Consider the following 12,792-nt stretch of genomic DNA (forward strand, 5'->3'; position numbering starts at 1 on the left):
CTTTATATCAACTCAAAAAACATTTTCCCGATACCGAGGTAAATAAACAACCCTATAATGTCGTTCATGGTGGTGATAAACGGGCCGGTGGCGAGTGCCGGGTCAATTTTTAACCGGTGCAGCAGCATGGGGATAAACGTACCGAAAACAGAAGCAAAAATAATTACGATGAAAAGTGATATCGACACTGAAAATGTCAGGTTCATGTTTCCCTGGCTAATATAGTTGTAAAAAAATATCAGGATGGCAAAGATTGTTGCCGTGGCCAATGCAACCAGCACTTCTTTTAGCAAACGCTTCCAGGTCGATTCGATTTCTTTTACCCCGCTGGCAATGCTTTGTACCACAATGGAAGAAGATTGCACTCCCACATTTCCCGCCATAGCGGCAATCAGCGGGATAAAAAAGGCCAGCTCGGTAACCTGCTTCAGCTCGCTCTCGTGCGAGCCCAAAACAAGCGCCCCCATAATACCTCCCAGCAGCCCGATAAGCAGCCACGGGAAACGGGCACGCAACAGCTGCCACACTTTGTCGCCAGGCTCCACGTCGCCGGTAATACCCGAAACCATCTGGTAGTCGCGTTCGGCTTCTTCGCGCACAAAGTCAATCACGTCGTCGAAGGTAATCCGGCCTTTTAGCCGGCCAATGTCATCAACAACCGGGATGGCAACCAGGTCGTACTTGTCCATCAGTTCGGCTACTTCCTCCTGACGGGCTCCTGTACTTACGCTTATGACATCGGGATTGTAAATATTCGATATTTTCGTGCTGGTGGAGTTCAAAATCAGCTTCTTCAGCGATAATACGCCTTTTAGTTTATCATTGTTATCGGTAACATAAATGTAATAGATTTCATCCACCTCTTCTGCCTGCCGACTGATTTCCTTCAGGCAGGTGGCCACGGTCCAGTTTTCGTTGACCGACACCAGCTCCACGGCCATTATACCACCGGCCGAATCTTCCTCGTATTCCAACAAATCGACAATATCGCCGGCCTGTTCGGTATCCTCCATCTCCATGAGCACCTCTTTCTTGAGATCCTCGTCGAGGTCGGCCATAATGTCGGCAGCGTCGTCGGAGTCCATGTACTCGATAAACTTACTGGCAATCAATTCCGGAGGCAGCTCTTTCAAAAACCGTTTCCGGTCCTGTTCCGGGATTTCGATAAGCACATCCGATGCTTTTTCACCACCGAGCAGCAGGTAAACATACCGGGCTTCCTCCATGGTTAATTCGTTCATTATTTCTGCAATATCGGCCGGATGGAGCGGTTCCATCCATGCTTTTATCTCCGAGTTGCTCCCGGCTTCAATTAGCTCTTTCAGCTTATCGATATATTCTCGTGTAATTTCTACATCCATACTCCGTTTTTTTTAAGGTTTTTCAATATATCCCGTCAATTCAATAAAATCGTCAACTGTGAGCTGCTCGGGCCTTTGTGCAGCGAACTTTTCAGGCAAGTTTTGGCTCCGGTTTCCCAGGGAATTCCGGAGCATCTTTCGTCGCTGGTTAAAGGCAGTTTTCACAATTTCGAAGAACAGCTTTTCGTTGCAGGGCAATACTTTTACATCATTACGTCTGAGCCGTAAAACGGCCGATTTTACTTTCGGGGGAGGGACAAAAACCTGTTCGGGAACGGTAAATAAATAGTCGATATCGTACCAGGCCTGCAGCAAAACGCTCAAAATTCCGTATGTTTTATTCCCCGGTTTCGACGAAATCCTTTCGGCAACTTCTTTCTGAACCATGCCCACCACCTGCGGTACCCGGTTGCGCATCTCCAGGATACGAAAAAATATCTGCGATGAAATATTGTAAGGGAAATTGCCGATTATGTTGAATAGTTCAGGAAGACAGGCCGGGTTCCATTTTAAAAAATTTTCGGAATAAATCCGGTTTTCGAGTTCGGGAAAATGGAGTTTGAGGTATTCTACCGATTCATTATCAATCTCAACAAGATGAACATTCAGCCCGGGCCGCTGAACCAAAAAGCGGGTGAGCACCCCCATTCCAGGCCCAATTTCCAAAACATCCGGAACGGAGCCCCCAAGGCTGTCAACAATTTTACGGGCAATATTCTGATCCCTTAAAAAATGCTGACCAAGGTTCTTTTTGGGACGGACCACCATATTCATCACTTTCCTGATCGTTCATTTCATTTACCTGTTTAATCAAACAAATTTATATTTTTGTCAGCTACTGAGTAACTGAAACTGCCACTTATTTTTAGTTTTTAAACCAAACGTAAGTTAGAAAATTAAAAGTCAGGGCAATACAAAATTTTAAATTTTTTGGGTTTGAAAAAGACAATTTCAAAAATTATAAAGTTCATTGCCTTTCTCGCTATTGGCTTGTTTTTATTCTGGCTCATTTATAAAGACCACGACATTGACCGGATAAAATCGGTACTGAAAAATGATGTCAATTATTCATGGATTATTATTTCGCTTGTAATTGGGTTGATCAGCCATGTAAGCCGCACGCTACGCTGGGGCCTCATGATTAAACCCATCAGCCACAAACCGGGTTTTATCAATACTTTTCTGGCCGTGATGATTGGCTACCTCATGAATTTGGTACTCCCGCGCATGGGCGAAATATCGCGGTGCGGGGTACTTTCGCGGTACGAGAAAATTCCGTTCACAAAACTGCTGGGCACCGTGGTGGCCGAACGGGCTGTGGATATGGTTTCGTTGCTCCTGCTGCTGGCTATTGTTATTTTCGCGCAGTTTGGCCAAATGCTCGATTTCCTGCACAGCAACCCGGGAATTGAATCGAGGTTGCAGTCAGTTTTTTACTCTCCTTTTCTGATTGCCGGGCTGATTGCTTTAATTATCGTTATTTATGTTTTCAGAAGAACACTGAAAAATACGCTCATTTACCGGAAGATTACCGAGGTACTGGAAAGCCTCAAAGAAGGTTTTGTTTCCATCCGATTGATAGAAAAAAAAGGTTGGTTCTTTTTTCACTCGTTTCTTATCTGGTTTCTTTATTACCTGATGCTTTACGTGGTATTTTTCGCATTCGACTTCACCCGCGACCTTAACCCGCTGGCCGGATTAACTACATTTGTGCTGGCAAGTTTTGGCATGGTTGCCCCGGTGCAGGGTGGCATTGGTGCCTGGCATTTCATGGCTAAAGAAGCCCTGGCGCTTTACGGGGTAGCCAATGAAAATGGAATTATATTTGCCTTTGTGGCCCACACCTCAATGAATGGGATGATAATTGTGGTTGGTATAATTTCCATGCTGGTACTTCCGTTTATCAACCGGAGGAAGATGGAAAAAATTAAAAATACCCGGGCAACAGCCGGCAAAAATTCGTAATTATTCACGCATGAATACTGAGCTTTTTATTTCGCGCAGGTTATTTTTCGAAAAGAGCAGCAAAAAGCTCTTGTCGCGGAATATAATCAAAATTGCACTGGTGGGAATAGCACTCGGACTGGCTGTTATGATTATTTCCGTGGCCGTGGTTACCGGTTTCAAAAACGAAATCAGGGAAAAAGTGATTGGCTTCGGCTCCCACATCCAGGTTATCAATTTCGATTCAAACAACTCTTACGAAACCAAGCCCGTTTCACGAAAACAATCTTTTTTGAGTGGCCTCAATGAACTCGACGGGGTAAAAGCAGTGCAGGTTTTTGCCACCAAACCGGGCATGATTAAAACCGACGATTACATTCAGGGTATTGTTTTTAAGGGTGTTGATGATGCATACGACTGGGATTTTTTCAGCAACAACCTGGTGGAAGGCCGCCTGCCTGAACTAAACGATTCAGCGCGCTCAAACGAAATACTTATTTCAAAACAAGTTGCTGACCTGCTCCAACTTAACATATCCGACAAAGTGGTGCTCTATTTCATTAATGAAGATGAAAGCACCCCGCGAATGCTTCAGCTCGACATCAGCGGTTTTTACCAAACCAGCCTCGAAGAATTCGATAACCTTTTTGTAATTGGCGACCTGCAACAGGTACAACGGCTGAACAACTGGCGAAGCGACCAAATCAGCGGTTTTGAGGTGGTGATAAACGACTTTGCCCGCATTGACGAAATCGAACAGGACGTACGCAACACGGTGCTCGATTACAGTCGCGAAAACGAAGCTTTTTTACGAACGACCAACATCACCCGCGAGTACCCGCAAATTTTCGACTGGCTCAACATCCTCGACATGAACGTTTGGGTCATACTGATTTTAATGGCGCTGGTGGCCGGTTTCAACATGATCTCCGGGTTGCTGGTGCTCATCCTGGAGCGCAGCAAAATGATTGGCGTGCTGAAAGCCCTCGGAAGCCCCAACTGGAGTATCCGGAAAGTTTTCCTTTACCTTTCGGTTTTCTTAACATCGCGCGGAATGCTGTGGGGAAACATTATCGGTGTGGCTTTCATCGTAATTCAGAAAACCTTTGAAGTTTTCAAACTCAATCCAACCACTTACTATGTAGATATGGTGCCGGTAAATTTTTCCATTATTCACCTATTATTGCTGAACGCCGGAACAGTTGTGGCTACATTTTTAATGCTGATTGTGCCCAGCTACCTGGTGAGCAAAATTTCGCCCGACAAAACTATCCGGTTCGATTGATTGTTGACGGAAACAACTATGACATTTACAGCAGAAGACATAAAAAAAGCACTTTCGGGAAACCTGCGGGGAATGGAGTCGCACCAAAAAATGATGCCGCCCAACCGGAAAATGCGTGCTGCCGGTAACGACAAAAAACGGTTGAAACCCAGCAGCGTTTTGCTTTTACTCTATGCTGAAAAAAATGAACTGTTTACCTGCCTGATTAAACGCCCGCCCACCATGACGCATCATGCGGGTCAGGTGGCACTGCCCGGAGGGAGAATTGAACCGGGCGAAACCGCCATTGAAACCGCCCGGCGTGAAACCTGGGAAGAGATTGGCATTGGGTCGGAAAAAATTGAAATCCTCGGTTCGTTATCCGAGCTTTTTGTTGACGTAAGCGGCTTTATCATCCGTCCGTTTGTGGGCTGGGTAACCGGACCGCCCCTGTTTAAAATCAATAAAGCCGAAGTGGAAAAAACACTCCTTTTCCCGCTTTTAAAATATAAAGACAACCTGGAAGAAACCGAACTGGAAACCGCTTCGGGAATTTTAAAAGTGCCCTGTTTCCGTTTCGAAAGCGAGATAATATGGGGTGCCACCGCCATGATTTTAGCGGAGTTTTATGATGTGATGGCAGAATTGTAGCAAATCACAATCGTGCCACGCTGCAAAAGAACAAACGTCCGTTTATCCTGCCGGCAAAACATTATCTGTTCAAAAACACACAAACTAATTCTTTCTCTTACTCATTCAAAATCAGAGACTTCAAAAAAAAAAAAAAAAAAAAAAACGGAAACAAATTAATAAAATTACTTGCTTTATACTGCTTTTTTACAGAACTTGTATATCATTAATCAAGCCCCTGCATTCTCCAAAAATGCAGGCCGCCAAAACGTTCCAAAATGAAATCTTTACAAAAAAAACTCACGAGGCTGATTTAAAAGCCTCCCCGGAATTCCCCACCCGGGGAGGCAAAAAGTATTCGTCTGTCAACAAAGGGGAATCCTTTCATGAATTATACAAAACTACACATTTAAAAATCAAAAATTAATAGGATGAAAAATTATATAATATTTTTAATCAGTTCTCTAATACTATTTTCAACGAACCTTTCTGCTCAATTAAAAGTTGAAAGTACAGGCAAAGTAAAAATAGGAAATGGAAGTTTACGCCTTGAGAGCAGCTCTTCCGACTGGGGCTATATTTTCATGGATAATTCCCATGACAAAGGCTTGCGATTTTCCTCTTCCGGGAAAATGTACCTTTATAATTCCGTGGATGCCTCTTTTGTGACTGCGACCACCAGTACTTCTCAAAGAAATTTAGTGGTAATGAACCCAAGTGGGTACTATAAATTTTGGGTTAAGGGGGATGGAAGTATTTATTCGGTAAACCAGTATATAACCTCTGACAGTACTAAAAAAGAAAATGTTTCTTTAATTACTAATGCCATTGATAAAATAAAACAAATAAAAGGCATCACCTATAATTTAAAACCCGACAGCGAAAATGGAACAACAGCCTTAAAAGAAGAGGTAACCCGGGAAGAATACAGGGATATTCCTGAAAGCACAACTAAAAAGGAAAGAAGTGCAGGCGTTTTTGCACAGGATGTTGAAAAAGTTTTGCCCGAAGCCGTAAGGACACTGGAAGATGGTTCCAAATCAGTTTCGTACAATGATTTGGTGGCATTGTTAATTGAAGCGGTAAAAGAACAACAGCAAGTGATTGAAGCACAAAACCAGAAAATTGCTGAAATTGAAGAAAACTGTTGTAACCAAACCGAAAGCTTAAAAAGCGGTTCAGTTAAAAGTTCTGAAACCGATTCGGAAGTAAACGTGGCAAAACTTTACCAAAACGCGCCCAATCCATTCAGTGAAAAAACTGAAATTAAATGTTTTATTCCGAATTATTCTTCAACATCAAAAGTGTATGTATTTAACATGCAGGGAATTCAAATGGCAGAATTTCCAATCAACGGAACCGGGAACCGGATTATTAACATTAAGGGCAACCGCTTTAAGCCAGGCATATACCTCTACTCGCTTGTGGTAGACGGCAAAGAAATTGATACGAAAAGGATGATATTAACTAAATAGTAAAAACTGAATAATATGAAATTTGTAATTATATTAATTGCTTATGTGCTTTTGCTAAAGATCAATGCCCAAGAAAATAACATTTCAGAACATGAAATAACGAATAAGTTGTCTTTTTTGAAACAAAACAGCAAAAACAGGGAAATCATTTATAAAAGAAAGATGTTTTATGATTATACAGATGTAAAAAACATTGATCCTGTTAAGATTAAAAAGGATTCCTTGAGGCATTTTCTTGTAGACCATGGCTTTTATGACTATAATTTTGAGTATTTCCAGTTCAACCTTAAAAATTTGGAAGAATTAAATGAGTTGTATATAAAGGAAAAACATCCGGAATTAAATAAATTATTATCAGATACATTGTACAACAAAGTCACTTTTCATTATAGGACAAAAGACGGTAATTTGATTATTGATGTAGTTATATCAAAAAGCTTTATTGAATTTGATGACAAGAAAACTATAAATGGTGCAATAGGTGTAGGTTATTATAAAGAAGAATTAATCTATAAAGGAACAAGTAAGGTGAAGAATATTTTTTATGTAAAGAGCAACGAATATTCAGATATTTATAAAAAAGGGAGTATTCCAAAACAATCAATTAATTTGAATGATAATAACAAGTTTAGTATAACAGTTGATGTTAGTTCTCATAAAAACATATATACTGCTATTATAGACAGAGAAGGACACATCCTTTCCTTAATTAAAATGTATTAAAATTCCATAAAAAAAGAAGAAGATACAGATTATAATATTAATTCTAAAAAGCTTTGACACACTGTCTTAAAATTATTCAAACTTTAAATTGAACTATTATGGCGGAGCATCAGCGGAAATAGATGGTACCTCTGATATAGTAGATGTTGCCGTCCCATCCGGTACTACTCTTACTGCGTTTGATGTTATAGTATATCATCCTAATACTTATTACTCATCAGGACAAAATATCCAAATTGTCAATAACATTGAAATTTATTCAACGAGCAATAATTTTGATGTCACTGAGAATTATGATGCCTATGGGAATGCATACACAGAACTTTCTTTGAACGCAAATCAAACTTCCGATTTTTTAGTTCAGCAATTTTATGACGCAGAAACAGAGGCTGTACTGGCCTCAGGTTTTGCATCATCTGCACCATTCCCAACCAATATTACATCGGAATATACGATGGCAACATCAAATATTCAATCAAATGATCCTGATATTGCGAATAAGGCTGCCTCACTTACGTCAGGCTGCACAAAAATGCAGGAAGCCGTTGAAAAGATAGCCCAGTGGGTCATTGGTTCATTAACTTATGCGGAAAGTACAAATAATAATGAAGATATGGATGCTTCAAGTGTATTTTACAGAAAAACTGGCAATTGTGCCGGATATACAAATTTGATTATCGCACTACTCAGGAGTGTCGATATTCCTGCAAGATTTGTTTCCGGTACTCAACTATATTATCCTTATACTATGCCTTTCCCAATTGCAGATCCACCTTATTTTACAACGGGAAGTTCTTCAGGACTTCATGCTATTTATGAGATTGAATATCCGGATAAAGGCTGGGTGATGGCAGATCCTCAGAGAACTTTAAATTTCATGTCAACACATTTCGTAAGACACCAGCATGGGCCGGATGATTGTGACGAATTAGCTACTTTTAGTGGTCAGTATTCTGGTTCGACACCCCCAACAATTTATCCTAAAGAAATGTGTGGCACAATTACTGATTTTGATAATAACTATGAATATAATAGTTATTCAATGTTTTCAACGGTAAACCCAGATAAGACATTAATTGCTGTAGCTCCTGAAATTTCTACTGGTATATATGATAAGGTAGAGATTACTAATGCAATGAATGAATTTAAAACAGGTGAAAGTATTACTTACCAGGCAACATTCACCTCTGGTGATGGCACTACCTATCCAGTAAATTGGAGTTGGGAAATCCTATTATATCATACCAGCGGTGCTTACTCCCTCTGCAGTGAGAGTAATGGAAGTAACCTCTGGGGGACTACCACAAATCCGGTATTACCATCTTATAACTGGCTAATTGATCCTTCGGGTAATATTTCCGGAGAGGTAATTGTTACTGTAGATATTAACGATGGTGATTTTAAAACTGCAAAGCTACCTGTAAGTGTTGAGGAGTGCGATGAGCTGTACCTTTTAAACAAAACTTACACTTCCAATACAACAAAACAGGGATGTTATGTAACGTTGGAAAATGTAAATGTTCAGAATAATGCAAAACTTACCATTATTTCTGAAATGGGTGTTACTATTGAAAAGGATTTTACCATGACGACAGGGACACAACTTGAGGTCAATTAAAATGATGATGAAATAAGCCACGCTTGTACAAGCGTGGCTTATTTTCAATCAATTGCATGTGGAAACCTTTTTAGACACATTCTATGCACCGCTACGACTCGGGAATCACATTCAAATAGTGTTGATAATTCCCGGTAACCCGTTGCACGTAATTGTAGGCTTCTTCGCCGCGTGCGTACCCCCAGCGTACCACCGGGTCTTCAAAATATTTAGAGGAAGATTTATTACGCAAATAAAAATCGACATTGCCTTCCCATTTATGCTGGTTTTTCCCGTATTTCCGGGCCAGCCGCTGCGCATCTTTCACATGGCCCAGGCCAATGTTATAGGCAGCCAGCACAAATTTTATCCGCTCGGTGGAATCGGGAATGCTGTTGAGCAGTTGTTCATCGAGCCAGTTGAGCATGAGTATTCCACCGCGGATATTTTCCCGGGGTTCTGTAATATCGGTAACACCAAGCGCAGTTGCCGTGTTGGGCATCAATTGCATCAACCCGTAGGCACCGCCCCACGATTCGGCCTCGGGGTTAAACCGGGATTCTTCATACATAATCGACGAAACCAGCCGCCAGTCCCAGCCATGTTCTGCTGCCAGCTCTTTTACAACAGGATCGTATTCTGAAATTTTCCCTCCGGTAATGCTGTGGTATTCACTATCCATCCGGTGACTCGAGCGGGGACTTCTAAAGTACTTGTTATACAAAACCGCGTGTTTCCTGGTTTTTTTGAATTCTGTAATCCAGTTATCGAGGTACGCTTTCCAGTCGTCAGAAGAATCTTTTCGTATGGCCCAGGCAATGTTCTGCGGAAAACTAATCACCAGCGAAACATCAATATTCGGGTAATAGGTTTTGTTAACCCGGGCCACATCTTCGTCGCAAACGGTATAATCAATTTCGCCTTTCGCCACACGGGCAACCAACTGCTCTACTCCATAAATGGAATCTTCAGCAATTTCAATGGGATACCCTATTTCTTCCGATAAATTTTCAAGTCGCCGGTAATAAGAACTGTTTTTCTGCACGTGTACTTTTTTGCCGGCCAGCTCGAGGGTAGATTTTAAATAGACTGTATTCGAATCGTTTGGATTTGGTTTTCGCTGAACGAGCACCTGCCGGGTTTGTTTGAGCGGGGCAGTAAAATCAACCAGTTCCCTGCGTTTCCGGGTAACCGTAAGGTTTTTGGCAATTATATCGAACCGGCCGTTTTGCAATCCGTCAAACGATTCGGCCAATTCATTGCTTACTGTAATCTGCGGGTTCACACCAAGATCTTCGCACAATTCATGCACCATGTCGTACTGATATCCCATTGGCTTTCCCCTGTAAACAAAGTAGTTGGTTGAATTGTAATCCACTACAATTTTCAACACTCCTGCTTCCTTTATAAGTTCGAGATCAGTTGGTTCTTTTTCTTTCGGCTCCTCCTGTACTTTCTTTCTATCGCGGCCACAACCGCCCATCAGGCTAATAAATAACAGAAGCCCAAATATTTGAATAATTGATTTATATGTACCAGAATACAACATTAGTCGTAAAATGCCCAGGCAACTCCTAACCTGAATGTCATCCGGTTCATAGGGTAATGGGGTGTTGTAAAATATTCTCTGTCGATAAACTCACTCCCAATATTAATCATCTTAAAAAATGCTCTGGTCCTTTTCAACCGCAAATTTACATGGGCATCAATATACGGAAAATTGCCCAGTTTTTTTTCATTTTGAATATGGAAAAATCCGGTTGAAGGGTCGTAAGCATCAGCATAATAATTTGTATTGTAACGGGTGTCGATGCCAATTGATGTAAACATTACTTTTGAGATTACAAAATTATAATTAGCTGAAACAAAAGTAGAAAAATCGGGGAGATGAAGCACATTTTCGTTGGAAGATTTTTGCCACAACAAACGGGTTCTGAAATGGAAGTTATTCAGCGCAAAGTCTTTGTCGGCATGTGCTGCCAGAACCAGCAGCTGCCCTCCAAACTGCGATGGAACACCTGCTGTATCGTTATAAATAAAATTATTGATAAGCGAATAGTTAAATCCAAGTTCCAAATTTCGCCCAGGTGCTTTCAGGCTACCTTTTGCGATCATCCGCTGCTCCATTTTCAGGTTGTTTTTCCACCTGTTATGCTTGGCATAAAATTCTTCCTGAAAATATTCCGGTACCCTGTTTTCTATCTGCCCTGTTATGTTCAACCCGGCCAGCGAATCGCCAAAAAGTTTCAATGGTTTTGAAATGATTCCCGAAAGTTCGGTTTGCCCGCTCCTTCTTCCCAATACATAAATTTTCCCATCAAAGTTCCATTTCCAAAAACTTCCTGTTTGCCTGAAAATACCTCCGCCAACATAAACATTTGAGTTATTAAAATATTTCCGTTGAACCATACTGTCAATTCCCCAGTTTTCAGGTTGTGTTCCAAAAATATGCTCCGGAAAATCAAATGGATATGCAATTTCAACAAACTCCTCAGGCATAGACCTGGAATTCAACTCATTACCCAAATAAACACGTTTCCCAAAACTGGTTTTACTATCTGGGTTTTCATATTGTTTTATCTGCAAAATATTCTCAATTTTTCTGAAACGGATTGAATCTTTTGTATAGTTATCATCGTAAAAAGTTTCCCTGAAAAAAGTGGTAGTATCTTCATCTTCAATAAATTCCTTTTTGTGGTTTTGATACTCAAAAGAATAAAGGAATCCCACCAGCGGCTTAAACTCAGTTACAGGAATAACCTGTTCCGGCTCCCCTTCGGCAGCTTCAATCACCCTCTCCTCCCCGGTTTCAATGTACCTGCCTATACGGTATTCACCGTTTGCAAAAACATAAAAATTGGAAAATATCGATTGAGTTGAAGTCAAATTCACATTCAGCAGATCCGTATCATCACCGCTAAAAATCTGGTCATCCCCATCGAGCCCCCCATTTTCTTTATTCTGAATGCTATTGGTAATAAAACCTCCGTGAATTCGTAATTTATCTTTATTATAGCTTGAGTAGAGGGTGACAAAATTATTTTTGGCATCCTGGTTTTTATACTGGCCAACCGAGCGAGCCTGATCGTAACGGAAAGTAAAATTCCAATAAGGACTTATATTTTGAGTATGCAAAACATTAAATCGCGTCTCATTCTTCCGGGTTCGGTGTTCACTCTGGCTGAAATCGAGTAACGTATAAGGTGTGCGCGTGTTGTAGTATTCAACTCTTTCGGGCGTTAACAAATAAGCATCACGGGTTCTGAGGAAAAAAAAATCGATGTCAGAATTGCGTTTAAAGAAATTGTGATTCAAATACGGAGTTCCGTAATTCCCCACATAGCTTACAGTAATTGCATCTTTATATACCGGGTTATACAGATGATAATTGTCAAGTAATGTATCCAACCTGATTGAATCCCGAAAGGCACCATATCCATCAAGTTTCCACAATTGGATAACTGGCTCAATTTGCTTTTCGCCAGTTTGTGGTGACTTAGATCCTGGAGTTAACTCATTGCGTGGAGTTTGCGCAAATGCAATAACAGGTATAAGGGCTAAAAGTATTGCTACTATTTTTATGAAATTGAATTTGTGCATAGTTTCTGCTAAAGCTGAGACAAAACTAAAAAAAGCAGGGAATTGGTAGTTAAATGTTCGAAACTTTTCACGTAAATTAACAGGTAAATTGTTTTAAACAAAAAGCCCATGCTCAGAAGAACACGGGCTTTGGATAAATCCGGCAGCGGCCTACTCTCCCACTTTTACGCAGTACCATCGGCGCTGGCGGGCTTAACT

General features: G+C 40.9%; 10 protein-coding genes. 6 read left to right on the forward strand and 4 right to left on the reverse strand.

The window, feature by feature from the left end:
• Window positions 1–2 precede the first annotated feature (2 nt).
• Both mgtE and rsmA read right to left on the reverse strand, forming a co-directional pair.
• Window positions 3–1,361, reverse strand: coding sequence for a magnesium transporter (gene mgtE, locus ACTCNA_RS09945; protein WP_462947760.1), 1,359 nt, complete (start codon window positions 1,359–1,361; stop codon window positions 3–5).
• A 12-nt stretch (window positions 1,362–1,373) separates the two neighbouring features.
• Window positions 1,374–2,135 (reverse strand): 16S rRNA (adenine(1518)-N(6)/adenine(1519)-N(6))-dimethyltransferase RsmA, encoded by a 762-nt coding sequence (rsmA, locus tag ACTCNA_RS09950; RefSeq protein WP_462947770.1) that lies wholly within the window; start codon window positions 2,133–2,135, stop codon window positions 1,374–1,376.
• 162 nt (window positions 2,136–2,297) lie between these two features.
• Between rsmA and ACTCNA_RS09955 the strand changes: the two genes are divergently transcribed.
• The 6 genes from ACTCNA_RS09955 to ACTCNA_RS09980 all read left to right on the forward strand — a co-directional run bounded on the left by ACTCNA_RS09955 (window position 2,298) and on the right by ACTCNA_RS09980 (window position 9,015).
• On the forward strand, window positions 2,298–3,326 hold the full coding sequence (locus ACTCNA_RS09955; protein WP_462947761.1) for a lysylphosphatidylglycerol synthase transmembrane domain-containing protein: 1,029 nt from the start codon (window positions 2,298–2,300) through the stop codon (window positions 3,324–3,326).
• A gap of 10 nt (window positions 3,327–3,336) precedes the next feature.
• A complete protein-coding gene (locus tag ACTCNA_RS09960; RefSeq protein ID WP_462947762.1) occupies window positions 3,337–4,590 on the forward strand; it encodes an ABC transporter permease in 1,254 nt (417 codons plus the stop codon).
• An 18-nt stretch (window positions 4,591–4,608) separates the two neighbouring features.
• Window positions 4,609–5,220: an NUDIX hydrolase gene (locus ACTCNA_RS09965; protein ID WP_462947763.1), complete on the forward strand. Its 612-nt coding sequence runs from the start codon at window positions 4,609–4,611 to the stop codon at window positions 5,218–5,220.
• 410 nt (window positions 5,221–5,630) lie between these two features.
• On the forward strand, window positions 5,631–6,674 hold the full coding sequence (locus ACTCNA_RS09970; protein WP_462947764.1) for a tail fiber domain-containing protein: 1,044 nt from the start codon (window positions 5,631–5,633) through the stop codon (window positions 6,672–6,674).
• 15 nt (window positions 6,675–6,689) lie between these two features.
• Window positions 6,690–7,397 carry a hypothetical protein gene (locus ACTCNA_RS09975; protein WP_462947765.1) on the forward strand — a complete coding sequence of 236 codons (708 nt, stop codon included), beginning with the start codon at window positions 6,690–6,692 and terminating at the stop codon, window positions 7,395–7,397.
• Between the two features lie 88 nt (window positions 7,398–7,485).
• Window positions 7,486–9,015: a transglutaminase-like domain-containing protein gene (locus ACTCNA_RS09980; protein ID WP_462947766.1), complete on the forward strand. Its 1,530-nt coding sequence runs from the start codon at window positions 7,486–7,488 to the stop codon at window positions 9,013–9,015.
• A gap of 91 nt (window positions 9,016–9,106) precedes the next feature.
• Here the strand turns inward: ACTCNA_RS09980 and ACTCNA_RS09985 are convergent, their stop codons facing one another.
• Entirely contained in the window at window positions 9,107–10,477 is a 1,371-nt protein-coding gene (locus tag ACTCNA_RS09985; RefSeq protein WP_462947767.1) for an MltF family protein, read from the reverse strand.
• Window positions 10,478–10,542: 65 nt separating this feature from the next.
• A complete protein-coding gene (locus ACTCNA_RS09990; protein WP_462947768.1) occupies window positions 10,543–12,594 on the reverse strand; it encodes a putative porin in 2,052 nt (683 codons plus the stop codon).
• Between the last annotated feature and the right edge of the window lie 198 nt (window positions 12,595–12,792).

This window comes from Tangfeifania sp. (assembly GCF_055108615.1).